The organism is Streptomyces gossypii (assembly GCF_025165795.1).
Taxonomy (GTDB): domain Bacteria; phylum Actinomycetota; class Actinomycetes; order Streptomycetales; family Streptomycetaceae; genus Streptomyces; species Streptomyces gossypii.
Window position 1 is genome coordinate 1 of the sequence record NZ_JAJAGO010000010.1, and the last position, 23,361, is coordinate 23,361.

At 70.1% G+C, this 23,361-nt stretch carries 21 protein-coding genes, 1 tRNA gene and 2 pseudogenes; 20 read left to right on the plus strand and 4 right to left on the minus strand.

Features of this window, described 5'->3' with window-relative positions; genetic code table 11:
- The 5 genes and pseudogenes from LHJ74_RS21060 to LHJ74_RS21080 form a co-directional block, all read left to right on the plus strand.
- Positions 1 to 205 (plus strand): annotated as a pseudogene (locus LHJ74_RS21060) (hypothetical protein); the annotation flags it as partial.
- A gap of 107 nt (positions 206 to 312) precedes the next feature.
- Positions 313 to 627, plus strand: a complete 315-nt coding sequence (locus LHJ74_RS21065) for a hypothetical protein (RefSeq protein WP_260219682.1) — start codon at positions 313 to 315, stop codon at positions 625 to 627.
- Positions 628 to 1,341: 714 nt separating this feature from the next.
- A complete protein-coding gene (locus LHJ74_RS21070; RefSeq protein ID WP_260219683.1) occupies positions 1,342 to 3,042 on the plus strand; it encodes a carbon starvation CstA family protein in 1,701 nt (566 codons plus the stop codon).
- Positions 3,039 to 3,296 carry a cory-CC-star protein gene (locus tag LHJ74_RS21075; protein ID WP_260219684.1) on the plus strand — a complete coding sequence of 86 codons (258 nt, stop codon included), beginning with the start codon at positions 3,039 to 3,041 and terminating at the stop codon, positions 3,294 to 3,296. The genes LHJ74_RS21070 and LHJ74_RS21075 overlap by 4 nt, the downstream gene beginning before the upstream one ends.
- A complete protein-coding gene (locus tag LHJ74_RS21080; protein ID WP_260219685.1) occupies positions 3,287 to 4,285 on the plus strand; it encodes an ArsA family ATPase in 999 nt (332 codons plus the stop codon). The genes LHJ74_RS21075 and LHJ74_RS21080 overlap by 10 nt, the downstream gene beginning before the upstream one ends.
- A gap of 405 nt (positions 4,286 to 4,690) precedes the next feature.
- On the opposite strand, the gene LHJ74_RS21085 is transcribed toward LHJ74_RS21080, so the two are convergent.
- Complete coding sequence (locus LHJ74_RS21085) at positions 4,691 to 4,909, minus strand: DUF3311 domain-containing protein (protein ID WP_260219686.1); 219 nt, start codon at positions 4,907 to 4,909, stop codon at positions 4,691 to 4,693.
- A gap of 167 nt (positions 4,910 to 5,076) precedes the next feature.
- Here LHJ74_RS21085 and LHJ74_RS21090 point away from each other — a divergent pair, with 167 nt between their 5' ends.
- Genes LHJ74_RS21090 through LHJ74_RS21100 form a run of 3 tightly spaced genes read left to right on the plus strand, consistent with a single transcriptional unit; the run spans position 5,077 to position 7,510 of the window.
- On the plus strand, positions 5,077 to 6,648 hold the full coding sequence (locus LHJ74_RS21090; protein WP_260219687.1) for a sodium:solute symporter family protein: 1,572 nt from the start codon (positions 5,077 to 5,079) through the stop codon (positions 6,646 to 6,648).
- A 20-nt stretch (positions 6,649 to 6,668) separates the two neighbouring features.
- Positions 6,669 to 7,223, plus strand: a complete 555-nt coding sequence (locus tag LHJ74_RS21095; protein ID WP_375546801.1) for a sigma-70 family RNA polymerase sigma factor — start codon at positions 6,669 to 6,671, stop codon at positions 7,221 to 7,223.
- Positions 7,220 to 7,510, plus strand: a complete 291-nt coding sequence (locus tag LHJ74_RS21100; protein ID WP_260219689.1) for a hypothetical protein — start codon at positions 7,220 to 7,222, stop codon at positions 7,508 to 7,510. Before LHJ74_RS21095 ends, LHJ74_RS21100 begins: the two co-directional genes overlap by 4 nt.
- Before the next feature lie 112 nt (positions 7,511 to 7,622).
- Here the strand turns inward: LHJ74_RS21100 and LHJ74_RS21105 are convergent, their stop codons facing one another.
- The gene (locus LHJ74_RS21105) at positions 7,623 to 7,850 is read right to left on the minus strand and encodes a hypothetical protein (protein WP_260219690.1); all 228 of its coding nucleotides are present in this window, start codon (positions 7,848 to 7,850) and stop codon (positions 7,623 to 7,625) included.
- A gap of 20 nt (positions 7,851 to 7,870) precedes the next feature.
- Here LHJ74_RS21105 and LHJ74_RS21110 point away from each other — a divergent pair.
- Positions 7,871 to 8,233 (plus strand): annotated as a pseudogene (locus tag LHJ74_RS21110) (tyrosine-type recombinase/integrase); the annotation flags it as partial.
- A gap of 1,632 nt (positions 8,234 to 9,865) precedes the next feature.
- On the opposite strand, the gene LHJ74_RS21115 reads toward LHJ74_RS21110, so the two are convergent.
- A complete protein-coding gene (locus tag LHJ74_RS21115) occupies positions 9,866 to 10,600 on the minus strand; it encodes a GntR family transcriptional regulator (RefSeq protein ID WP_260219691.1) in 735 nt (244 codons plus the stop codon).
- A 192-nt stretch (positions 10,601 to 10,792) separates the two neighbouring features.
- Here LHJ74_RS21115 and LHJ74_RS21120 point away from each other — a divergent pair, with 192 nt between their 5' ends.
- The 4 genes from LHJ74_RS21120 (at position 10,793) to LHJ74_RS21135 (ending at position 13,528) form a co-directional block, all read left to right on the plus strand.
- Positions 10,793 to 11,554 carry a hypothetical protein gene (locus tag LHJ74_RS21120; RefSeq protein WP_260219692.1) on the plus strand — a complete coding sequence of 254 codons (762 nt, stop codon included), beginning with the start codon at positions 10,793 to 10,795 and terminating at the stop codon, positions 11,552 to 11,554.
- Positions 11,551 to 11,871, plus strand: coding sequence for a hypothetical protein (locus tag LHJ74_RS21125; RefSeq protein ID WP_260219693.1), 321 nt, complete (start codon positions 11,551 to 11,553; stop codon positions 11,869 to 11,871). The genes LHJ74_RS21120 and LHJ74_RS21125 overlap by 4 nt, the downstream gene beginning before the upstream one ends.
- Entirely contained in the window at positions 11,868 to 12,062 is a 195-nt protein-coding gene (locus LHJ74_RS21130) for a helix-turn-helix transcriptional regulator (RefSeq protein WP_260219694.1), read from the plus strand. The genes LHJ74_RS21125 and LHJ74_RS21130 overlap by 4 nt, the downstream gene beginning before the upstream one ends.
- A gap of 203 nt (positions 12,063 to 12,265) precedes the next feature.
- On the plus strand, positions 12,266 to 13,528 hold the full coding sequence (locus tag LHJ74_RS21135) for a tyrosine-type recombinase/integrase (RefSeq protein ID WP_260219695.1): 1,263 nt from the start codon (positions 12,266 to 12,268) through the stop codon (positions 13,526 to 13,528).
- Positions 13,529 to 13,659: 131 nt separating this feature from the next.
- Here LHJ74_RS21135 and LHJ74_RS21140 read toward each other — a convergent pair.
- A tRNA-Arg gene (locus LHJ74_RS21140) sits at positions 13,660 to 13,731 on the minus strand.
- A 240-nt stretch (positions 13,732 to 13,971) separates the two neighbouring features.
- Between LHJ74_RS21140 and LHJ74_RS21145 the strand changes: the two genes are divergently transcribed.
- The 7 genes from LHJ74_RS21145 to rho all read left to right on the plus strand — a co-directional run bounded on the left by LHJ74_RS21145 (position 13,972) and on the right by rho (position 23,240).
- Positions 13,972 to 14,484, plus strand: a complete 513-nt coding sequence (locus tag LHJ74_RS21145; RefSeq protein ID WP_375546791.1) for a response regulator — start codon at positions 13,972 to 13,974, stop codon at positions 14,482 to 14,484.
- 63 nt (positions 14,485 to 14,547) lie between these two features.
- Positions 14,548 to 15,441 (plus strand): DALR anticodon-binding domain-containing protein, encoded by an 894-nt coding sequence (locus LHJ74_RS21150; protein WP_260219697.1) that lies wholly within the window; start codon positions 14,548 to 14,550, stop codon positions 15,439 to 15,441.
- Between the two features lie 18 nt (positions 15,442 to 15,459).
- A complete protein-coding gene (gene lysA / locus LHJ74_RS21155; protein ID WP_260219698.1) occupies positions 15,460 to 16,851 on the plus strand; it encodes a diaminopimelate decarboxylase in 1,392 nt (463 codons plus the stop codon).
- Positions 16,852 to 16,985: 134 nt separating this feature from the next.
- Entirely contained in the window at positions 16,986 to 18,278 is a 1,293-nt protein-coding gene (locus LHJ74_RS21160) for a homoserine dehydrogenase (protein ID WP_260219699.1), read from the plus strand.
- A gap of 17 nt (positions 18,279 to 18,295) precedes the next feature.
- Entirely contained in the window at positions 18,296 to 19,450 is a 1,155-nt protein-coding gene (gene thrC, locus LHJ74_RS21165; protein WP_260219700.1) for a threonine synthase, read from the plus strand.
- Between the two features lie 347 nt (positions 19,451 to 19,797).
- Positions 19,798 to 20,757: a homoserine kinase gene (thrB, locus tag LHJ74_RS21170; RefSeq protein ID WP_260219701.1), complete on the plus strand. Its 960-nt coding sequence runs from the start codon at positions 19,798 to 19,800 to the stop codon at positions 20,755 to 20,757.
- A gap of 395 nt (positions 20,758 to 21,152) precedes the next feature.
- Complete coding sequence (gene rho, locus LHJ74_RS21175) at positions 21,153 to 23,240, plus strand: transcription termination factor Rho (protein WP_260219702.1); 2,088 nt, start codon at positions 21,153 to 21,155, stop codon at positions 23,238 to 23,240.
- The last annotated feature ends 121 nt before the right edge of the window (positions 23,241 to 23,361 follow it).

Consider the following 23,361-nt stretch of genomic DNA (forward strand, 5'->3'; position numbering starts at 1 on the left):
CGACGTCACCGTCGAGGCGCACACCAGCGTGTTCACCGACCCCGCGATGCTGCCGCTGCTCACCAGGCTCGCCGAGCCGGCCTGCACGAGCGGCGCCGTCAGCCGTGACCAGGCCGACGAGTGGCTCGCCGAGCAGCGCCGACGCGCCGAGGCCGACCGCTTCCTCCTCGCCATTCCGTTCCTCGTGGCCGCCGCCTCCGCCTAGCCCTGTCCGGGCGGTCTTCTCGGGCCTGCGGCGCCCGGCACCACACCACCCCACCGGCGCACGTACGTGCCGCGGGGAAGGAAGAGCAGAGATGACCGGTGAGGGCCGTGACTGACACCGATCGCATGTTCACCGGGTTGCTCGATGCCGGCCATGGCCTGTCCCTGGAACAGCTGCCGAGCCTGGTGCGTGAACAGGCAGCCCGCGCGGGCCTCGGCAATGCGCTGATCTACCTGGCTGATCTGCAGGAGGACGTCCTGCGGCCGGTGACGGGCCGCAGCCCGGACGCCGGATCGGGCACCGGCGAGGACGCCGCCGAGCTGCGGATCGACGACACGCGTGCGGGAGAGTCCTTCGCCCGGCCTGGCGCCACTGGGGGCAGACGGGGACAGGCCGGAGGCCGCGCTGGACGCCGCTGCTGAACGGGCAGAGCGGCTGGGTGTCCTGCAGGCCGACACTGGCGTCACGTTGTGGCCAGCCAGCGATGAACTACCCAGTTGGTATACGGATGTCCGATCCCGCGTATGTCCCGCGGCGGCTGTCCTGGGGCTGCTTTCGGTGGCACTCGGCTGCACAGGGCAGCAGACCCCCTGATCCGGCGCTTGCCTGATCAGAGGGTCTTTTTGGCACCTGATCTGCGCCCCCCGGCAGGATTCGAACCTGCGCGCACGGCTCACCACGGCCGTACCTCGATCGGTGTGGAGAAGTCATGGCCCGCCGCCCGAAACTTCGACGCAATCTCCTGTCAACCGAATCGGGACCCTCGGCAACTCTTGATTAACCGCCGGGCGGGCAGGCTCGCGGCATCCGCGCAGGAGGTAGGGGGCACAGTGGCAGACAGCGGGTACGGACTCACACCGAGCCAGACGTTAACCGACGGCTTCGACCACGTGCGTGTGGCCGTGGCGGGAAAGCTCCGCCGCTGTCGCGGCACAGTCGCCGCCCAGGCGCAGCACACCGTGTCCGGGTACGCCGCCAAGTAATGCAAAAGGGGCGTAAGTGCCCGGTTCCCCGACCGGACATCGGCCTCCCTCGGTCGAGGAGGTCCACGCTCCACCGTCCCCCTGTCTGCCTGCCAGGTGCACACCTCGTGCAGGGCAGCGGCTCCATCTCTCAGAACCCAGAGGGCATGTCGTATGAATGCTATTCCGCTGCTATTGATCGGCCTTGCGATGTTCGCGGGCGGATATGTCCTTTACTCGAAATTCCTGGGCAACCGGGTCTTCAAGCTTGACGCGTCCTTCGAGACGCCCGCGCACGAGCTGCAGGACGGCGTGGACCACGTCCCGACCAACAAGTTCGTGCTGTGGGGTCACCACTTCACTTCGGTCGCGGGCGCAGCGCCGATCGTCGGCCCCGCAGTCGCCGTGATCTGGGGCTGGCTGCCCGCGTTCCTGTGGGTCACGCTCGGCACGGTCCTCTTCGCGGGCATGCACGACCTGGGCGCCCTGTGGGCCTCGGTGCGCAACAAGGGCCGCTCGATGGGCACGCTCTCCGGCCGCTACATCGGCCGCCGGGGCGCGAACCTTTTCCTCGTCGTGATCTTCCTGCTGCTCCTGATGGTGATCGCGGCCTTCGCGGTGGTCATCAAGAACCTGCTGATCTCCACCCCCTCGGCGGTCATCCCCGCCTGGGGCGCGGTCGTGGTGGCGCTGCTGGTAGGCCAGGCGGTCTACCGCTACAAGATGAGCCTCGGCCTGGTCACGGTGGTCGGCGTCGCGGCGCTCTACGGCCTGATCCTCCTCGGTGACGCCGTCCCGGTGGAGCTGCCCGACCCGATCCTGGGCATGCCCCCGGCGACCTTCTGGATCATCGCCCTCTTCGTCTACGCCGGTATAGCCTCCCTGGTGCCCGTGTGGGTGCTGCTCCAGCCGCGTGACTACATCAACGGCGTCCAGCTCTTCGTCGGGCTCGGCATCCTGTTCGTCTCGGTGCTGCTGAGCGCCCCGAAGATCGTCGCCCCGGCCATCAACGACGCCGTGCCCGCGGGCACCCCGGACCTCGTGCCTCTGCTCTTCGTCACCATCGCGTGCGGCGCGATCTCCGGCTTCCACGGCATGGTCTCCTCGGGCACCACCTCGAAGCAGCTGGACAAGGAGACCGACGCCCGCTTCGTCGGCTACTTCGGCGCGGTCGGCGAGGGCATGCTCGCGCTCGGCGCGATCATCGCCGCCGTCGCGGGCTTCCGCACCCTGGCCGACTGGGAGGCCGTCTACAGCGCCTTCGGCGAGGGCGGTGTCGGGGCGTTCGTCGCGGGCGGTGGCGAGATCATCAACAGCGGCCTGGGCCTGTCGCCCTCGCTGAGCTCGACGGTCCTGGCCACCATGGCGGTCCTGTTCGCCGCTACCACCATGGACACCGGCGTGCGCCTGCTGCGCTTCGTCGTGCAGGAGGCCGGTGAGGCCGCAAAGGTGAAGATCAACAATGGTGTCGGCACCCTCATTGCGGTCGCCGCCGGTATGGCGCTCACCTTCAGCCAGGGCGCCGACGGCGCCGGCGGCCTCCGCATCTGGCCGCTGTTCGGCACCAGCAACCAGCTGCTGGCCGCCCTGACCCTGTCCATCGTCGCGGTCATGCTGATCCGCAAGCGGCGCAACCCGGCGCCTGTGCTGGTGCCGCTCGTGTTCGTGTTCGTGATGGCGTTCTGGGCCGCGCTCGCGCAGCTCGGCGACCTCTACGACGCCCGGGACTGGCTGCTGCTGGCCATCGACGTCGTCATCATCATCGCCGCCGTGTGGGTCGCCTTCGAGGCGGTCGTCGCGATGCGGCGGGCGTCCCAGGAGCCGCCGGAGGCCCTTGACGCCGACGTGACGGAGAAAGCCGAGCTGAAGGGGTGACATCCCGCTGGGCCTCGCTCCGGGCCGGGCTGGAGGAGTTCTACGCCGGCCCCTACCGGCGTACCTTCGCCCGCGCCCGGCGTGAGGAGGACGACCTCTTCCGGATGGTCGTCCTCGCGGAGGCACTGGGCGTGCCCGACCCGGCGGCGTACTACACCGTCGAGCTGATGCCCGCCCTCTACGAGGACTTCCACGCCTGGCACCTACGGATGGGCATGGACCACTCGCCACTGGAGCATGTCGGATGCTGCTAGACCTCATCACCTCGCGCAGGGTCGTCTTCGTCGGCGGCAAGGGCGGGGTCGGCAAGACGTCCATCGCCGCGGCGCTCGCCCTCGGCCGTGCCAGGGCGGGCGCCCGCGTGCTGCTGGTTTCCACCGATCCCGCCCACAACCTCGGCCACCTCTGGGACCGCGCCGTGGGCGACGAGCCCGTGCGCCTCGCCGGCCCCGGGGACCTAGCCCCCGGGGCGGGGGCCGGGACGGCGGGTTACGTCGACGGACTGGAGATCGACCCGGAGCGCACGGTCGAGCAGCACCTGTCCGTGGTCGCCGGGACGATGCGGCGGCTGCTCCCCGAGCGGATGCACGCACCGGCCACCCGGCACCTGGAGCTGGCCCGGCAGGCGCCCGGCACCCACGAGTCGGCGGTGCTGGAGCGGATCGCCGAGGCGGTGGAGCTCGGAGAGGAGGCGTACGACCTGGTCGTCTTCGACACCGCCCCGTCCGGCCACACACTGCGGCTGCTTGCGCTGCCCGAGCAGCTCACCGCCTGGACCGAGACCCTGCTCGCCAACCGTGACCGGTCCGAGCGGTTCGGCGCCGCGTTGCGCGGTCTCGGCGGTGACGAGGAGACCGACCGCGACGCCGAGCTGCGCCGGATCCTCGTACGCCGGCGCAACCGCTTCTCCCGGCTGCGCGAGGTGGTGGCGGACCCGGCGCAGACCAGGTTCGTGGTCGTGCTGACCGCCGAGCTGCTCCCGATCGCCGAGACCATGGAGGTGTACGAGAAGCTCACCGGCCTTGGCGTCGACGTGGCCGCACTCGTCGCCAACCGCCGTTCCCCGGCGGACGCCGGTGAGCTGCTCGCCCGGCGCCGGGGGCAGGAGGACGAGCACCTCGTCCGGCTGCGGCAGCAGATCCCGGACGTACCGCTGCTCGACGTGCCGCTGCTGCCGGGGGATCTCGTAGGCACGGAGGCGCTTGCCGCGCTGGCCGACCAGCTCGGACCCTCCTCTTCCTGAGTTTCCGGATGATTCAGCACTACCTGCTGGCCCGTGACGGGCGCCGAGCTGGCGATCTCTTCGGCTGCGGTTCTCTTGGGAGTAGCCAGGCCGCGTCAGGGCGATCGCGCCCCCTGCCGTGATCTCGACCAGATCCTGGTCCCGTTTTCTGACCTCGAAGGTGTTCTTGGACGGCTTCGTGAGGCGCGCGGAGTTGGCTGCACACGCGGCCAAGGGCGCCGACGTCGAGGGCGAGAATCGGTAGGCGATCGCGTACGAGCCGAGGGCTGCCACGACCCCAGGCCGGACCGCGGCGACGGCGGCCCTTCTGGGCTCGGCGGAGCGGACTCGGGCATGACTGACGCAGGGACGGCGACTCCTCACCGGGGGCGGTGTGACAAGAAGTGAACGTGGACCAGTAAGGGATCAGCGGCGACGATCCCGGTCCGTCAGCGCATACGCGGCGAGCAGGCAGAGGCCGCACCCCGGCACCCAGGCGAGCTGGTACCAGTAGAAGAACGGCGTTCCGGCGAGCATCGGGCTCGCACCGGCGTACCAGGGGACCCACAGCAGGCCGGCGGCGGGCATGAGAAGCAGCACGGCGATCGCGACGCGCCGTAGCCGGTGATGACCCCTCCGTCCCATGACCTGCGCTCCTCTCCCGCTCAATGTCGGTCTGTGCAAGAGTTGCCCACACGCCTGAACCGGTTGACAGCGAATGTCCACGAGATTTCCCCCGGGTGTTTTGTCCTCCGGACAGGCCCCAGCGCAACTCTTCTGCGGGGGCACAGGCACACCAAGGACGGTGACCGATGGCCGACGGCGCCATGATCGCGACGTTCCTCGCCGTAATAGGCGGAGCGTCGCTGCTCGCCATGACCGCGCGCCGCCTGCACCCCAGCGACAAGCTGCCCTCGCTGGAGGGCTGGGCGCTGGCCGACCGCAGCCTTGGCCCCGTCTGGACCTGGCTGCTGCTCGGCGGCACGATCTTCACCGCCTACACCTTCGCCGCCGTACCGGGACTGGCTTACGGCAACGGCGCCGTCGCCTTCTTCGCGGTGCCGTACACGGTGATCGTCTGCCCGATCGCCTTCGTCCTGCTGAGCCGCCTGTGGACCGTGGCCCGCCGGCACGGCTACGTCACCGTCGCCGACTTCGTGCGCGGACGCTACGGGTCGCCGCCGCTGGCCCTGGTGGTCGCGCTGACCGGCATCCTGGCGACCATGCCGTATCTGGCGCTGCAGCTGCTCGGCATACGCGCGGTGCTGACCGCCGGCGGCGTCTACCCGCGGGGCGTGGCCGGGGACTTGGTGGTGGTGGCGCTGTTCGCGGGGCTCGCGGTGGCCACCTACCGGCACGGGCTGCGCGCACCCACCGTCATCTCCGCGCTCAAAGCGGTGGCGGTCTTCGTCTCCCTGACCGCCGTGTGCTGGCTGGTCCTGGAGCGGCTCGGCGGGCCCGGCGCCGTGTTCGAGGGCGCGGCACGGCGGCTCGGCGGCACGGACGTGGCCCACTCTCCCCTGCTCCTGTCCCCCCAGCAGCAGCCCGCGTACGCCACGCTCGCCCTCGGCTCCGCGCTGGCCCTGCTGATGTACCCGCACGTGCTCACCGCCGCCTTCGCCGCCGACAGCCCGCGCACCCTGCGCAAGGCATGCGTGGCGCTGCCTGCCTGGACGGGACTCCTTGCGCTGTTCGGCTTCCTCGGTATCGCCGCTCTCGCGGCAGGCGTGCAGGCGCCCCGGGGAGGCGCCGAGTCCGCCGTGCCGATGCTGGTCGACCAGCTGATGCCGGGGCCGCTGGCCGGGCTGGTGTTCGGCGCGATCACCGTGGGGGCGCTCGTCCCGGCAGCCGTGATGTCGATCGCGGCCGCCACCAGCTTCGTACGCAACGTGTACGTCGAGTACGTCCACCCCACCGCCACGCCCAAGCGGCAGGTGCGCACCGCCAAGGCTGTGTCGCTCACCGCCAAAGTGGGCGCGGTGGCCTTCGTGTTCGGCCTGCGCGACCAGGACGCCATCAATCTCCAGCTCCTCGGCGGGGTCTGGATTCTGCAGATCTTCCCGGCGGTGGCCGTGGGACTGTTCACCGGGCGGCTGCATCCGCGGGCACTGCTCGCCGGGTGGGGCGTGGGCATGGTCGCCGGGACTTTCATGGTCGTGCGCGAAGGGTTCTCCCCCCTCGTACCGCTGGGCTTCGTACCGCTGGGCTCCGGATCGCTGGAGATCTACGCGGGGCTTGCCGCCCTGCTGCTCAACCTGACCGTCGCTGTGGCCGGGACCGTGGCCCTCGAACGCCTCGGCGTCACACGCGGCGCCGATCTGACCGACCTGCCGTCACGCCTGACCGTCAGGTGGCGCCCGGAGACAGGGGGAGACCGCCCGTGATACGCAAACACACAACTCCCCTGCGGAAACCGTCCGCCGCACAGTCGGCCGAGCCCCTCGTGCCCGCGCCGACAGATCCGGACGACCTGGAACGCGAGGCCGGCCTCGCCCGGCTCTTCGAGCTGCACTACTCCTCGATGCTGCGCCTCGCCGTCCTGCTCGGCGCGGACGACCCGGAGAACGTGGTGGCCGAGGCGTACTACCAGATCTACCGCAGGTGGCGGCGCCTGCGGGACGTCGAGGCCGCTGAGGCATATCTTCGCTCCACCGTGTGCAACCTGACCCGTATGCGGATACGTCACCTCCAGGTCGCCCGCAAGCACGTGGAGACCCCGCCGGACGAGACCGTCGCGTCAGCCGAGAGCACCGCGCTGCTGCGCGAGGACCAGCGGGTCCTGATCGGCGCGCTCCAGCAACTGCCACCACGCCAGCGCGAGGCGCTCGTGCTGCGGCACTGGCTCGGACTGAAGGAGAGTGAGATCGCCGCCGCGATGGGCATCTCCTGCGGTTCGGTAAAGACACACACGTCACGCGGCACCACCGCGCTGACCCAGGCGATGGAGGCCCGGCGATGAACAACACCAGTCCGGCCCGCACGGAGCGAGAGCTGCGCGAGGCCCTGCAGGCGCTGGCCGACGGCGTCCAGGCCGCACCCGACGCCTATCGCACGGCACGCGGCGAGTGGCTGCGCCGCGAACGCCGGCGGCGGCTCGTCCTCGCGGTGCTGATCGCCATCGTCTTCGCCGCGGCCACGCTGATCGGCCTGTGGGTCCTCAACCAGGCCCCGTCCGCCCCAGGCGTGATCTTCTCCGGCACCGACAGCCCGCTCAGTCAGGCATCACTCTTCCAGCAGCACCCCTGATTGTTCTCGGCTGATTGTTCTCGGCGCTGGGGGCGACAGCTCCCTGATGGCACGCCGACGCGGCTCTCCTGCACACACCGGACAGCCGCTGATGGTGGCGGCCTGCGCGAGCTCATAGCCGTCGCGCGCCAGGGAGTCGTTGCACGCCGCCAGCAGCCGCTGCACCTCCGGCGCAGCTGACCAGCGTGCTGCTGAGACTCAGGAGCATCATCTTCTGCAGGTTCCCGACTCCCGCCAGGTCACCGTCCTTCGACGCCGTGAAGAAGTCGCCCTCCGGTCCGTTCACCCCGGCCGCAGCCGCGGCGTCCAACTCGTCCTTCGGCGCTGTCCCTGTCGTCATCATCCCTCCTCACAAACTCACCGACCCTCGTGTCGCTGCTGCTTTACAGCCTCGACACGTTCGGCGTGGCCGATGACGGAAGGATCTTCTTCAACGAGCGCGGCGGACTGGTGGGTTCAACCACCTACTCCCGGGTGTGGGCAGAGGCTCGCGAGTTGCGGGCTCCCTCCAGAGCTTGTCAATGGCCCGCTCGCAGATCACCCCTACGACCTGCGGCACTCCGCGCCCTGTCGACGTGGCTCAACGCCGGAGTCGACCCCACGGAGGTTGCCGAGCGCGCGGGCAACACCGTCGAGGTCCTGTTGGCTCGCTACGCGAAATGCCTCGACGGCAGACAGGGGATCGCCAACCGACGGATTGAGAAGCTGCTCGGCGGCGGCTGACGAACACGACAGCAGGTAGGTTCGGGCCTCGGTGGATCACTCTGCCGGGGCCTTGCTGCTGCCGGTTCTGACCTGCGGAAACGGGGACAAGATCCCCGCCACAAATACGCCGCGACCACCGACAAACAGCCGCTTCGCGCTGCCTCCGGCTGCGCACGCACAAACGCCCCGCGTTCCAGGGTTTCCCTGGTGGCGGGGCGTTTCGGCACCTACTGCGAGGTGCCCCCGGCAGGATTCGAACCTGCGCACACGGCTCCGGAGTGAATTCAACGTTCACCCCTCGCACGGCTCCTGACCTGCACCGGAAGGAGTCGACAGGGGAGACCGGGCCGTCAGTGGGTCGCGGGTGGGTCGGGAGAGCCCGGATGGCGTCGCTCGCGGGCCCGGAGTGCGGGAGGTAGAGCCCCCTCCCCTCTACCTCCCGCACTCCGCCCGGTTGGTCGGTGCGGGGCGACCCGTGGCCGCCGGGTAGCGGGGGGCCTCTACCGGGGTAGAGGGGGGAGGTAAAGGGCCTGAGCAGCGGGGTAGCGGGGGTAAGGGGGGCGGTGCGGCGCCGGGTGTTGTGTGCGGGTCAGGGTGAACAGCAAGAAGGACCGCCCTTCGGGCGGACGATTCTCGGGCGCCCAGGGCGGGGAGCTCCCGCACGGCTGGTCGGCGGGTGCGGGCCGCTCCCCCCCACTAAGAGCGCTTTTCAGGCGGGGAGGTTACGGGGTGTGCCCGTCTCCCCCCCCTCCCTCCAAGTCCGCTACATCCGCTACACCGCTACGCCGCAGGTCATAGGTGCAGTTTCTGTAGCGGATGGCTGTGGTGTAGCGGCTAGGTCCGCTACACCAGACTCCTCGCTCACGGAACGCGACCGACACAGCCTCTTAAGAGGAGGAGATCAGGGGCCTGCGAGCCGTCGGCTGACACCGGGCAGGATGCTAGCGCGACAGCCACACAGAGTGCAGGGAGGCGCCGGGGGAGGCAGGGAGTTCTCCCTAACCGCCTCCCTGATGCCCCACACCCTCCCTGATCTGCGGAAACACGCACGTCAGGGAGGTAGGGAGGCCAGGGAGGCGGCTTGTGGATCAGCGTCAGAAGCCGGAATCGGCCTCTCGTGCGGACCCCCCTCCCGCCTCCCTGGGTACACACGGTCATCATCTGCGCGGGTTGAACCTGGCTCGCTCCCCAGGAAGCTGCCTTCCAAGGGGGGCTCTGCCAAGTGCCGCGATGCGATCCGCTCTATCCGCGAAGCTCGGCCTCGGGAGACGGCATGACCGCCCGCCCTGCCCCCCCTTGGAAGGCATCACCAACACACCCACCAGCGACCGCTACGCCGCACCAGCCCTCTTAAGAGGCTGTGTCGGTCGCGTTCCGTGAGCGAGGAGTCTGGTGTAGCGGACCTAGCCGCTACACCACAGCCATCCGCTACAGAAACTGCACCTATGACCTGCGGCGTAGCGGTGTAGCGGATGTAGCGGACTTGGAGGGAGGGGGGGGAGACGGGCACACCCCGTAACCTCCCCGCCTGAAAAGCGCTCTTAGTGGGGGGAGCGGCCCGCACCCGCCGACCAGCCGTGCGGGAGCTCCCCGCCCTGGGCGCCCGAGAATCGTCCGCCCGAAGGGCGGTCCTTCTTGCTGTTTGGCTGTTCAGTCGAGCACGTACTCAGCGGAGAGCTCTCGCCCCGACCCAAGGAAGTCGACGGCATGCTCAGTCACCCTGCCGTGCTGGTCCCAGTACGTGTTCGTCATGGTCAGCCCGAGGGATGCAGCGGGAACCTGGAGCAGTTCGGCCAGGTCATCAGGGATGGGCCGCATGGCAACCACATCGCGACGCTTCGAGGCACGCCGTCCCGTACGTTCTTCGACCAGGCCGAAAGTCATCTTCGGCAACGGCCCCGTGCTCAAGAGCTCCGGCGCCGATTCGGCGAATTCACCGGGCAGCCACGAGGTAGAGACCGTCACTACGCCCCGGCCATCCCGGTAGACGCGCTGACGCTGCACCACGTCGGCCCCTACCTCGATGTCCAGCGCCAAGGCCACCGAGTCGGGAGCCGGGACCAACTCGGACATCAACACCTCGACGCTCTCACCAGCCTGGAAGCCGTCTCCGCCTGCACGAAGCATGGTGAGACGGTCGGGGCCCGTGGTCTGCGGTTTCGGGTGGGAGACGATCGTTCCCACGCCGGGAATCGAGTCCGCGTATCCCTCTTGGCGAAGGACCGCTGCCACGCGGGTCGCCGTCGCTGTTGAGACGTTCTCCGTGCGCTCGATCTCCCGAACCGACGGGATGCGATCTCCGGGCCTCAGCTCGCCGCGTTCAATCTGGCTCTTGATCCTTGCTGCGATCCGCCGGTAAGGCGGCAACGCCGTTTCACCAGGCATTTTCCACTCCGCTCTAAAGCGCTTCAGCACGGTACTTGACGACCATATCCGCTCTAGAACACTCTAGAGCTGTCGTTGCAAAGCAACAACCAGCAACGGTCGCCAAGGGCACACCTGTGCCTAACGCAGCAGGGAGCGGCGTCTCCCGCCAAGAAGTCCGCCGCTCCCCATACCCACAGAAGGGGTGTCTTCATGATGCCTGGAACTGTCGTGGAACGGACAGAGCCGCAGGTCACGAGTGTGCCGTTGGTGGAGCGGCGGCGTGCGGGTGAGGAGTTTCCTCGCGTGCCGGTCGGTTCGGTGGAGCTGACTCGGGAGCAGGTGGCCGCCGTGCTGTGCGCGGAGCTTGAGCGGGTGCCGGAGATGCCCGGATACGAGGACTTGATGGACGCGGTGCGCTGGGGTCTGCACCGCTGTGACGCGGCCGGTCTGGAGGCGCGGCTGGCCAGGCTGACCGCCCTGCCGATGGAGGACCAGCGGGCTCAGCGTGCGTGGTCGTGGGCGTACCGGCTGTGCAGGGCGTACTGGTACGAAGGGGCCGCGTCGGTGCCGCTGCGCCAGGAGCAGGTGGCGGCGGCGCTGTACGCCTCCGACATCGAGGTGCGCCCCGGCTTCAGCTCCGTACGCGGCGCCGCTGAGGTGAACAGCCACCTGGCCGAAGGGGTGTCCCGTCTGGGTGCCAACCGGATGGTCGAGCTGGGGGAGTCGGCGTATGACGAGTTCGGTTGCCGTCCGGTGCCGGGCGCGAAGCAGTCGGCCGACTACCTGGCGGCGATGCCGGATCGCAAGCGGCGCCGCTGGTGCTACCGCGTGGCCGTGAACCGCTCGGCGGCCAGGGGGTCGCTCCCGCTGCTGGTCTGCCTCTTCTCGGGTGAGCACGCGGTGGGCATCACCCCGCCCGAGGACCCGCACGCGGTGGCCCACGAGCGCCTGAACCGAGGCGGTGCCGCGTGAGCGCGTACACCCGCCGGTCGGCCGACTGGTTGGCCAACCGGTCGGGGTCTGAGCAGGCCCAACGCGCACCCGGCATGCCGACCGGTTCGCGCGGCGCCGACCGCGAGCGGTCGACCGTTCCCGTGTGCCGAGAGTGCCACGACCGGGCCGCTCCCCGGCCCCCGAAGGTGTGGCGGGCAGTCCTCACTCCCCGGCCCGACTGGTCCCACACCGACGGCACCCCGCTGTGCCCCGTCCCGAACCCCGGACGGGTCGACCACTGGGGTCCGTACGCGAGTGAGCCGGAGTTCGTTGACGACTCGGGGGAGACCTCATGAAAGCACCGACCACAGACGATCTGCTGTCCGTCGCGCAGGTGCGCGCGCTGCTGGGTGTCCCGCAGTCGACGTTCTACCGCTGGCGCCAGACGGGCAAGGGGCCGCGCTCGATCAAGCTGCCGAACGGTGCCGTGCGCATCCGCCGGTCCGAATTCGATCGGTGGCTCGCAGAGTTGGAGGAGTGCGCGTGAGCGGCACGGAGGGGGTCGACTCCCGTGCGCGGGGGTCGGCCCGTGCTGGGTACTCCTTGGATGTCAAGTTGTGGAAGGTGACCCGGAGGGACAGGAAGGCCAGTCCGTATCGGCTGCGTTGGGTGGTCGGTGGCCGCGTGCACAGTGCCCCGTTCGCGACTTCGGCGCTTGCCGAGAGTCGCCGGTCGGAACTGTGGCAGGCGATGAGGCGCGGCGAAGCCTTCCGTGTCGACAGCGGCCAGCCGGAATCCGAGGTGCGCGCGGCGGAGGAAGCGGCGGCGGCCAAAGCGCCGGTCCGGTGGTTCGAGTTCTGCCGGGACTACGTGGCCGGACGGTGGCAGACCAGCGCGGCGAAGTCGCGTGAGGGCATGGCGGACAGTCTCGCGGCCGTCGCGCTGGCCATGGTGACGCGCGCGGACGACATGCCCACGGATGAGGAACTACGGCTCGCGCTGCGGTGGGCGGTCGTGCCCGCGAACAAGGGGGCCGATCCGCCGGCCGAACTCAAGACGGCGTATGACTGGCTCAGCACGTCAGACCGTCCGGTGACCGACCTCCACAAGCCGGAGGTCTTCCGAGACGTGCAGTACCGGCTGAGCTTCCGGCTGGACGGAGTACCAGCCGCGGGCGATACCTTCCGGCGCCGCCGCCGGGCGCTGAACACCGCGCTGGAACACGCGGTGGACACCGGAGTCCTCACCGAGAACCCGCTTCAGCGCGCCCGCATGAAGCGGCTGGCCTCCAGCGGCACCGTAGACCCGCGCGTCCTCGTGAACGCCGTACAGGGGCGCCAGTTGCTCACCGCCGTGGCGTACGTCGGATCGTGGCACCGGAAGCGCGGGCGCCGTCTGACGGCGTTCTACGCGGTCATGTACTACGCCGCGTTGAGGCCCGCTGAGGCGGTCGGACTTCGACTGTCGGACTGCGACCTACCCGCGCCCCCGGAAGATGGCCAGGTGCCCCGTTGGGGCACGCTCACGCTGCGGGAGACACGGCCGGTCTCCGGGAAGCAGTGGACGGACTCCGGTGAGCGTCACGACCGCCGTGGCCTCAAGGCGCGGGAAGCGACCGTAGACCGGCCGGTCCCGATTCCGCCCGTACTCGTGGCGATCCTGCGGGAGCACATCCGCCTGCACGGCACGGCCGATGACGGACGGCTGTTCACCAACGAGCGCGGCGACCTGGTCGGCACGTCGACGTACTGGCGCGTCTGGGAGGAAGCTCGGTTGCTGGCCCTGCCACCGGATCGGGTGAAGTCTCCGCTCGCCGGTCGGCCGTACGACCTGCGCCACACCTGCATCACACGGTGGCTGAACGCGGGGGTGCCCATCGCTGAGGTAGCGCGGCGCGTCGGCAACTCCCCGGAGGTGATCCACCGGCGCTACCACGGATGCGTCGACGGCCACGAGGAAGCGGCCAACGCGAAGATCGCGAAGTCCCTGGAGGAAGAGGGCGACACCGCGTAGGAGGTGGGTCGCGTATGGGTCGCGAACAGTGAGCGACAGTGAGAAAGAGCGGGAGTCAGTGAGACTGACTCCCGCTCTTTCTGTCGGCATCCGCCCTGGTCAGCGCATGATCTGTGCTGATGAACGGCGAGTGCCCCCGGCAGGATTCGAACCTGCGCACACGGCTCCGGAGGCCGTTGCTCTATCCCCTGAGCTACGGGGGCGTGTCGCGTTCTGTGGGCGACGGGTAGAACCCTACCAGCTCGGACGGGGTACGCCGGAACGGGTTTCCGGTGGGGGCGGGTTGTGGATCGGTCGATGGAGTGGACGGTTCCGGGGCGGTTCCGTGGGTGTTGCGTCGACCGGTCGGGGCGGTGCGCCGGGCGGGGCGGAAATGGGGAAATCCCGGACGCGGGCGGCGGTGCGCGCCTAGGCTTCGTGGTGTGCAGGGTGGGTACGGACGGGTGCTTGTTGTCGATGACAACAAGGTCATCCGGCAGCTGATCAAGGTCAATCTCGAGCTGGAGGGCTTCGAGGTCGTGACCGCGGACGATGGTGCCGAGTGCCTGGAGATCGTGCACCGGATCCGGCCCGACGTGATCACGCTGGATGTGGTGATGCCCCGCCTCGACGGTCTGCGTACGGCTGAGCGGCTGCGTGCCGACCCCCGTACGCGGCACATCAGGGTCGCGATCGTGAGCGCGTGCACGCGGGCGGAGATCGGGGTGGAGCGGTCGTCGGGGGTGGACGCCGTGCTGGCGAAGCCGTTCGAGCCCGCGGCGCTGGTGCGGATGGTGCGGCGGCTGGCGCGCGGTGCGCAGAGGGGTGCGCCCTCCCTGGCGGGGGTGCCCGAGCTGTCAGAGTTGCCAGGCCTGTCGGAGGACGGCATGGCGGGCGGCGGCATGGCGGGTGACGGGCTGCCGGGGGACGGCAGGCAGGGCGGCGGTTCGGGGTCCGCCGTACGGCCGCTGGGCTGACCGCTTCGGTGCGGGTGGAAACCCGTTCGCGCCACCCCTCCCCTTCTCCCATACCCTTGCACTGTGACGCCCGCCCAGCTCTCCCGCACCGTGCTGCTTTCGCTGCACGGTGTCGCCGACGACGCCGGGTGGCCTGTGGATCTTCCCGAGCGGGTGGTTGTCGAATCGCCGCCGCGCCGGGGGAGTGGGGATTACGCGACGGGTGTCCTGCTGCGGCTGGGGCGGCGGGGGCGCGGCTTCGCCGGACCGCTGGCCGTGCGGCTGGGGCGGGAGCGTGGCATCGGCCGGGTGGAGATCACCGGGCCGGGGTTCGTCAACGTGACGCTGAACGGCGTCGGCCGAGCGGAGCTGGTGACGGCGCTCGTGCGGGAGGGGGCGCGGGCCCGGAAGGGCATCGGCAGTCCGGAGGCGGAAGCTCGCGATGACGCCAGTCCGGTGGAGGATGAGGACGACAGTCCGGCGGAGGATGCCGCCCGCTGGGCTGCCGCAACCACGGCCACCACGGCCACCGCAACCACCCCGGCTGACCTGCTGGTACGGACGCACGCCAATCCTTTGTTCCGGGTGCAGTACGCCCATGCCCGCGCCCGCGCCCTGCTGCGCAACGGTGCCGCGCTGGGCGTGGAGCCGGTGCATCAGAGGGGCAGTGGCCCCCACGGCGGGCCCCACGGCGGCTACGCCTACGACCATCCGGCGGAGCGCGCGCTGCTCGCACTGCTCGCCGACCATGACCGGGTCGCCCGCGCCACGGCGGTGCCCCCCGGCGCCCACGCACGCCATCTGACAGCCGTCGCCGACGCCTTCTTCGACGTCCACGACGCCTGTCCGCCCCTCCCCCAGGGGGACCGGAAACCCAAGGCCGCCCACCGCTGCCGACTGGCCCTCGCCGAGGCCGTCGGGACGGTGCTTGCCGGTGGCCTCACCCAGCTCGGCGTTACCGCACCCGCACACCTCTGAGGGGATCAGAGAAGAACCATGAGCCGTTCCGCACACCCCGCCGGCCCCCGTCACGCCGATGTAATGCCCGAGGGGCACTACTCCGCGCCGCCCTCCGATCTCAATGCCCTCGATTCCCGCGTCTGGGCCCGCACCGTCAGCCGTACGCCGCAGGGCGCCGTCACCGTCGGCGGTCTCGACGTGCGGCAGCTGGCCGAGGAGTTCGGCACGCCCGCCTATTTCCTCGACGAGAGCGATTTCCGGGCCCGCTGCCGGGCCTGGCGGGACGCGTTCGGTGACGAGGCGGACGTGTTCTACGCCGGGAAGGCGTTCCTCTCCCGTGCCGTCGTGCGCTGGCTGTACGAGGAGGGGCTGAATCTCGACGTCTGCTCGCAGGGCGAGCTGACCACCGCGCTCGCCGCCGGGATGCCCGCCGAGCGCATCGCGCTGCACGGGAACAACAAGTCGACGGAGGAGATCCGGCGGGCGATCGAGGCGGGCGTCGGGCGGATCGTGCTGGACTCCTTCCAGGAGATCGTCCGTGTCGCTCACATCGCGGACCGGCTCGGCAGGCGGCAGCCCGTCCAGATCCGGGTGACCGTCGGTGTCGAGGCGCACACCCACGAGTTCATCGCCACCGCGCACGAGGACCAGAAGTTCGGCATCGCGCTCGCCGACGGACAGGCCGCCGAGGCCGTGCGCCGGGTGCTCCAGCTGGAGAGCCTGGAGCTGGTCGGCATCCACTCGCACATCGGTTCGCAGATCTTCGACACCTCCGGCTTCGAGGTCGCCGCGCACCGCGTCGTCGAGCTGCTCCGGCAGGTACGGGACGAGCACGGCGTGGAGCTGCCGGAGATCGACCTCGGTGGCGGGCTGGGCATCGCGTACACGCCGGAGGACGATCCGCGTGAGCCGCAGGAGATCGCCAAGGCTCTGGGCGCCATCGTCACGCGCGAGTGCGAGGGTGCCGGGCTGGCGGTGCCCCGCCTGTCCGTCGAGCCGGGCCGGGCCATCGCGGGGCCGACCGCGTTCACGCTGTACGAGGTGGGCACCGTCAAGCCGCTCGAGGGGCTGCGTACGTACGTCAGCGTGGACGGCGGCATGTCCGACAACATCCGCACCGCGCTCTACGACGCCCAGTACACCGTCTCGCTGGTCTCCCGTGCCTCCGACGCCGGGCCGATGCTCACGCGCGTGGTCGGCAAGCACTGCGAGAGCGGCGACATCGTCGTGCGGGACGCCTTCATGCCCGCCGACCTGGCGCCCGGCGACCTGATCGCGGTGCCCGCCACCGGCGCCTACTGCCGCTCGATGGCCAGCAACTACAACCACGCGCTGCGCCCGCCGGTGGTGGCGGTCCGGGACGGCGAGGCGCGGGTGATCGTACGGCGCGAGACGGAGGCGGACCTGATGAGTCTCGACGTGGGGTAGCCGGGTGAGCCGGGCGGGCCTGGGAGACGGATGTCGCCCAGCGAGATATGTGTCCCACATACTGAACCGGACGTGGAATCTCCCGGTTGGTGCGTGAGACTGAGTCCACACGATTGACAAGTGAGTGAGGTCGAATGATGCGTACGCGTCCGCTGAAGGTGGCGCTGCTGGGCTGTGGGGTCGTCGGCTCAGAGGTGGTACGCATCATGTCGACGCACGCGGACGACCTCGCCGCCCGCATCGGTGCCCCGCTCGAACTGGCCGGGGTGGCAGTGCGCCGCCCCGGCCGGGTCCGGGAGGGGATCGATCCGGCCTTGGTGACCACCGACGCCGTCGGCCTCGTCCAGCGTGACGACATCGACGTCGTGGTGGAGGTGATCGGGGGCATCGAACCCGCCCGCACGCTGATCACGACCGCCTTCGAGCACGGCGCCAGCGTCGTGACGGCGAACAAGGCGCTCCTCGCGGAGGACGGCTCCACGCTCCATGAGACGGCCGAGAAACACGGCGCCGACCTCTACTTCGAGGCCGCCGTCGCCGCCGCGATCCCGCTGGTGCGCCCGCTGCGCGAATCGCTGGCGGGGGACAAGGTCAACCGGGTGCTGGGCATCGTCAACGGCACCACCAACTTCATCCTCGACCGGATGACCACCAGCGGCGCCGGCTACAACGAGGCGCTGGAGGAGGCCACCGCCCTCGGTTACGCCGAGGCCGACCCCACCGCCGACGTCGAGGGCTTCGACGCCGCCGCCAAGGCCGCGATCCTGGCCGGGATCGCCTTCCACACCCGCGTGCGGCTGGACGACGTGCACCGCGAGGGTCTGACGGATGTCAGCGCCGCCGACATCGCGTCCGCCAGGCGGATGGGCTGTACGGTCAAACTGCTGGCCATCTGCGAGCGGTCGGCGGACGGGCGCTCCGTCACGGCGCGCGTCCACCCGGCGATGATCCCGCTGAGCCACCCGCTCGCCTCGGTGCACGAGGCATACAACGCGGTCTTCGTGGAGGCGGAGGCGGCCGGGCAGTTGATGTTCTACGGCCCCGGCGCGGGCGGTGCGCCCACCGCCTCCGCCGTCCTGGGCGACCTCGTCGCGGCCTGCCGCAACAAGGTGAACGGGGCCCGGGGGCCAGGCGAGTCGGCGTACGCCCAACTGGCGGTTTCGCCGATGGGAGAGGTGGTCACCCGCTACCACATCAGTCTGGATGTCGCCGACAAGCCCGGTGTGCTGGCACAGGTCGCCACGATCTTCGCCGAGCACGGCGTCTCCATCGACACCGTCCGCCAGCAGGGCAAGGACGGCGACGCCTGGCTGGTGGTCGTCACCCACCGTGCTCCGGACGCGGCGCTGACCGCGACCGTCGAGGCGTTGCGCAAGCTGGATACCGTACGCGGCGTCGCGAGCATCATGCGGGTCGAAGGGGAGTAAGGGAAACGATGAGCATCATGGAACGAATGTCCACGAATCCGGAGCAGGGCGGGTCTGTCGAGCCTGGTGGGGCTGCGGGAGGCCCGGGCGGCGACGCGCGCTCCGGCACCTCCCGGCAGTGGCGCGGGATCATCGAGGAGTACCGGGACCGCCTCTTCGTGAAGCCGGACATCGAGGTGGTCAGCCTCCGTGAGGGCGGCACCCCGCTGGTGCCCGCCCGGGTGCTCTCCGAGCGCACCGGCTGCGACGTGCATCTGAAGGTCGAGGGGGCGAACCCCACCGGTTCGTTCAAGGACCGCGGCATGACCATGGCGATCACCGAGGCCAAGGCCGCCGGTGCTCAGGCGGTCATCTGCGCCTCCACGGGCAACACGAGCGCCTCGGCTGCCGCGTACGCCGTCCGGGCGGGCATGGTGTGCGCCGTTCTGGTGCCGCAGGGCAAGATCGCGCTCGGCAAGATGGGCCAGGCCCTGGTGCACGGCGCGAAGATCCTCCAGGTGGAGGGCAACTTCGACGACTGCCTGACGCTGGCGCGCGGCCTGTCTGAGAAGTACCCGGTCGCACTGGTGAATTCGGTGAACCCGGCCCGTATCGAGGGGCAGAAGACAGCTGCCTTCGAGATCGTGGACATGCTGGGCGACGCACCCGACATCCACGTCCTCCCGGTCGGCAACGCGGGCAACATCACCGCCTACTGGAAGGGCTACGGCGAATACGCCGACGGCGCCTCCGCACGGGCCACCCGGACCCCTCGGATGTGGGGTTTCCAGGCGTCCGGCGCAGCGCCCCTCGTGCACGGTGCGCCCGTGCGGGACCCGAGCACGATCGCGACCGCGATTCGCATCGGCAACCCTGCGTCCTGGTCGCTGGCCGAGCAGGCACGCGACGAGTCGGAGGGTTTCATCGACTCGGTGACCGACCGTCAGATTCTGCGGGCCTACCGCCTGTTGGCCGCAGAGGAGGGTGTCTTCGCGGAGCCCGCCTCCGCCGCGTCCGTGGCCGGGCTGCTGCAGGCAGTCGAGCAGGGCAAGGTCGATCCGGGCCAGCGCATCGTCTGCACGGTGACGGGAAACGGCCTCAAGGACCCGGACTGGGCAGTCGCGGGCGCACCGCAGCCGGTGACCGTGCCGGTCGACGCGGACGCCGCGGCGGAGCGGCTCGGCCTGGCCTGACGCCCCGCCCGGGGGCGTGACACACCTCCGGCCCGGCGCAACCGCCCGGCAACCGCCCGGCACCACAGCCAGGCACAACCGCCCGGCGCAACGGCCCGGCAGGGCGTGACGACCGGGTCCGCCCGCCCCGTAGCAAGCTGAGCGCACGGACTTGCTGCAAAACGCATCATGCGCCTCCCGTGCGCCCTGTGTCGCCAGGCAACCTTCCTTGGATAGGCTTGTATTCACCCCGGTCCTACGCACGTACGACACTGCGTCGGGTCAGCGACCGGTCCGGTATGGCTACCGCGGTCCGCTGGGGAGTCTCTGCAAGCAATCCGTAGTCCGATGAGGAGAGTCATCGCAAGATGGCCGGTCCCGCGTTCCGCGCAGCCGCTGTCAGGGTGCGCGTCCCCGCCACCAGTGCGAATCTGGGCCCAGGTTTCGACGCCCTGGGTCTGGCGCTGGGGCTCTATGACGATGTGGTCGTCCGGGTCGCCGAGTCCGGTCTGCATATCGACCTCGCGGGCGAGGGCGCCGACACCCTCCCGCGCGACGAGGACCACCTGCTCGTACGGTCGCTCCGTACGGCGTTCGACCTGCTCGGCGGCCAGCCGCGCGGCCTCGAGGTGGTCTGCGCGAACCGCATCCCGCACGGCCGGGGCCTCGGCTCCTCCTCGGCCGCGATCTGCGCGGGCATCATGGCCGCCCGCGCGGTGACCACGGGCGGCGAGGCCCGGCTGGACGACGCGGCACTGCTCGAACTCGCGACCGAGATCGAGGGCCATCCGGACAACGTGGCGGCGTGTCTGCTCGGCGGATTCACGCTGGCCTGGATGGAGGGCGGGGCGGCCCGGGCGATTCGTATGACACCGGCCGAATCCATCGTCCCGGTGGTCTTCGTTCCGGCGAAACCGCTGCTCACGGAGACGGCAAGGGGCCTACTGCCGCGTACTGTTCCCCATGTGGACGCGGCGGCGAACGCGGGGCGTGCCGCCCTGCTCGTGGAGGCGCTCACCAGGCGTCCCGAGCTGCTGCTGCCCGCTACGGAGGACCGGCTGCACCAGGAGTACCGGGCCCCCGCAATGGAGGAGAGCGTGGCGCTGGTCAACCGGCTGCGCTCGGACGGCGTCCCTGCGGTCATCTCGGGGGCGGGGCCGACTGTTCTCGCGCTGGCCGAGGGCGACGCGGCGGACAAGATCGCACGATTGGCGGGGGAGCACTGGACAGCCAACCGACTGACGCTCGACGGCCCGGGGGCCTGCGTACTACCCCTCACCCGGGGGGACGCGGACGATCCGGGCGACGCGGGCGGCGCGTCTCCGTGACAGCTGATTGCCGGTCTTCGAGAGGGGGAATGTGTACCGTATCCGGTAGTGTTAACCTCAAGTCTGCACTCGCAGTCCCCTGGGTCGTACCTAAGGCCCGTAGAGTGCTGTGCTTGGTGTCCCTGTCAGGGACCACCCCTTCTTCCGGGAGCCTCCCACACTGCCTGAGCAGCCCGCCGAGCAGTGCCGTGCACGCTCCGGAATCGGTGTGATGGACACATGTCACTGAATCACGCCGAACAGCACGATGACGTATCTGATTTCTCCGCCATACGCACATACGCAGAGGCGGGACCACCGCCCCGGCCCGGTCCACAGCAGAGGGACCGCAGCCGGACAGCACGACCGGTCGCCGAGCCAGACAGGCCGACGCCCGCTCCAGGGAAGGACCCTTCGTGAGCGACACCACCGATCTGATGGGCGTGAACCCCGACAGCGCTGCTGCCGAAGCGTCCGCCACGGATGCTCCTGCTGCCCCCAAGCGTCGGCGCTCGGGCACCGGCCTCGAGGCCATGGTCCTGGCCGAGCTCCAGCAGGTTGCCTCCGGCCTCGGAATCAAGGGCACCGCGCGGATGCGCAAGAGCCAGCTGATCGAGGTCATCAAGGAGAAGCAGGCGGGCGCAGGCGCAGCTTCGACTGCGGGCTCCGCCCCCGCCGGCGAGGGCAAGAAGGCCAAGGCCGCCCCCGCGGAAACAGCGAACAGCAGCGGCACAGCAAGCACGGCGAAATCGGGGAACGCGACGGACACGGCCGGTGCGGCCGAGTCCAAGCCGAAGCGCCGTACGACATCGAAGTCCCGTACGGGTGAGCCCGCCGCGGATGAGACGGAGCAGGCCACGACGGCTCAGCAGCAGATCGACATTCCCGGCCAGCCGGCGGACGAGCGGCGTACGCGCCGCACCAGGAACGACGCCAAGGCGGAGGCCGCCGCCGACGCGGCTGAGGGCAAGCAGGACACGGCCCGCCAGGAGTCGAAGGACACCGACACCAAGACGGACGGTGCCCGCGGTGACGGCGGCCGAGGCGAAGGCCGCGGTGACGCCAAGCAGCAGGACCGGCCGTCCAAGCGGGACCGTCAGCGCGACAGAGACCGTGACCGCGATCGCGACCGGGGCCGCAACAAGAGCGCCGACGGCGGCGGTCAGCAGCAGCAACAGCAGACCGGCGGCGGTGGCGGGGGCGGCAACCGGCGCGACGAGAGCCGTCGTGACGACAACCGCCAGCAGGACGACGACTTCGACGGCGGCCGCCGTGGCCGGCGTGGGCGCTACCGCGACAGGCGTGGCCGCCGTGGCCGTGACGAGTTCACCGGCGCGAGCGAGCCGCAGGTGGCGGACGACGATGTGCTGATCCCCGTCGCGGGCATCCTCGACATCCTCGACAACTACGCCTTCGTGCGCACCTCCGGCTACCTGCCGGGCCCGAACGACGTGTACGTCTCGCTCGCCCAGGTCCGTAAGAACGGCCTGCGCAAGGGCGACCACATCACGGGCGCCGTGCGCCAGCCGCGTGAGGGCGAGCGGCGCGAGAAGTTCAACGCGCTCGTCCGGCTGGACTCGGCGAACGGCGTGACGCCCGACGGCGGCAAGTCCCGTCCCGAGTTCACCAAGCTCACCCCTCTGTACCCGCAGGAGCGGCTGCGCCTGGAGACGGACCCGGGTCAGCTGACGACCCGGATCATCGACATGGTGTCGCCGATCGGCAAGGGGCAGCGCGGCCTGATCGTGGCCCCGCCGAAGACCGGCAAGACCATGATCATGCAGGCGATCGCCAACGCGATCACCACGAACAACCCCGAGTGCCACCTGATGGTCGTCCTCGTCGACGAGCGTCCGGAAGAGGTCACCGACATGACCCGGTCGGTCAAGGGCGAGGTCATCTCCTCGACCTTCGACCGCCCGGCCGAGGACCACACGACCGTCGCGGAGCTGGCCATCGAGCGGGCGAAGCGGCTGGTCGAGCTGGGCCACGACGTGGTCGTGCTGCTGGACTCGATCACCCGGCTGGGGCGCGCGTACAACCTCGCCGCTCCCGCGTCGGGCCGGATCCTCTCCGGCGGTGTCGACTCGACCGCGCTCTACCCGCCGAAGAAGTTCTTCGGCGCCGCGCGCAACATCGAGGACGGCGGCTCGCTCACGATCGTCGCCACCGCGATGGTCGAGACCGGCTCCCGCATGGACGAGGTGATCTTCGAGGAGTTCAAGGGCACCGGCAACATGGAGCTCAAGCTCGACCGGAAGCTCTCGGACAAGCGGATCTTCCCGGCGGTGGACGTCGACGCGTCCGGCACCCGTAAGGAGGAGATCCTGATGGGCGCTGACGAGCTCGGCGTCGTCTGGAAGCTCCGCAGGGTGCTGCACGCGCTGGACCAGCAGCAGGCGGTCGAGCTGCTGCTGGACAAGATGAAGCAGACGAAGTCGAACGCGGAGTTCCTGCTTCAGATCCAGAAGACGACCCCCACACCGGGCAACGGCGGCGACTGACGTCTGGCGGACGGAGTCCGCACAGCGTTCCGAAGCTGTGCGGGACCGTGCCGTCCGGGTGAAGTCACCCGAATGGATGCATGGCGAGGGCCGCTCCACCACACACGGTGGGGCGGCCCTC

Coding starts and splice junctions, on each gene's coding strand:
- LHJ74_RS21070 (WP_260219683.1), top strand. CDS start 1,342: ATGAATGCTATTCCGCTGCTATTGATCGGCCTTGCGATGTTCGCGGGC.
- LHJ74_RS21080 (WP_260219685.1), top strand. CDS start 3,287: ATGCTGCTAGACCTCATCACCTCGCGCAGGGTCGTCTTCGTCGGCGGC.
- LHJ74_RS21085 (WP_260219686.1), bottom strand. CDS start 4,909: ATGGGACGGAGGGGTCATCACCGGCTACGGCGCGTCGCGATCGCCGTG.
- LHJ74_RS21090 (WP_260219687.1), top strand. CDS start 5,077: ATGGCCGACGGCGCCATGATCGCGACGTTCCTCGCCGTAATAGGCGGA.
- LHJ74_RS21100 (WP_260219689.1), top strand. CDS start 7,220: ATGAACAACACCAGTCCGGCCCGCACGGAGCGAGAGCTGCGCGAGGCC.
- LHJ74_RS21105 (WP_260219690.1), bottom strand. CDS start 7,850: ATGACGACAGGGACAGCGCCGAAGGACGAGTTGGACGCCGCGGCTGCG.
- LHJ74_RS21115 (WP_260219691.1), bottom strand. CDS start 10,600: ATGCCTGGTGAAACGGCGTTGCCGCCTTACCGGCGGATCGCAGCAAGG.
- LHJ74_RS21120 (WP_260219692.1), top strand. CDS start 10,793: ATGATGCCTGGAACTGTCGTGGAACGGACAGAGCCGCAGGTCACGAGT.
- LHJ74_RS21130 (WP_260219694.1), top strand. CDS start 11,868: ATGAAAGCACCGACCACAGACGATCTGCTGTCCGTCGCGCAGGTGCGC.
- LHJ74_RS21135 (WP_260219695.1), top strand. CDS start 12,266: ATGAGGCGCGGCGAAGCCTTCCGTGTCGACAGCGGCCAGCCGGAATCC.
- lysA (WP_260219698.1), top strand. CDS start 15,460: ATGAGCCGTTCCGCACACCCCGCCGGCCCCCGTCACGCCGATGTAATG.
- LHJ74_RS21160 (WP_260219699.1), top strand. CDS start 16,986: ATGATGCGTACGCGTCCGCTGAAGGTGGCGCTGCTGGGCTGTGGGGTC.
- thrC (WP_260219700.1), top strand. CDS start 18,296: ATGGAACGAATGTCCACGAATCCGGAGCAGGGCGGGTCTGTCGAGCCT.
- thrB (WP_260219701.1), top strand. CDS start 19,798: ATGGCCGGTCCCGCGTTCCGCGCAGCCGCTGTCAGGGTGCGCGTCCCC.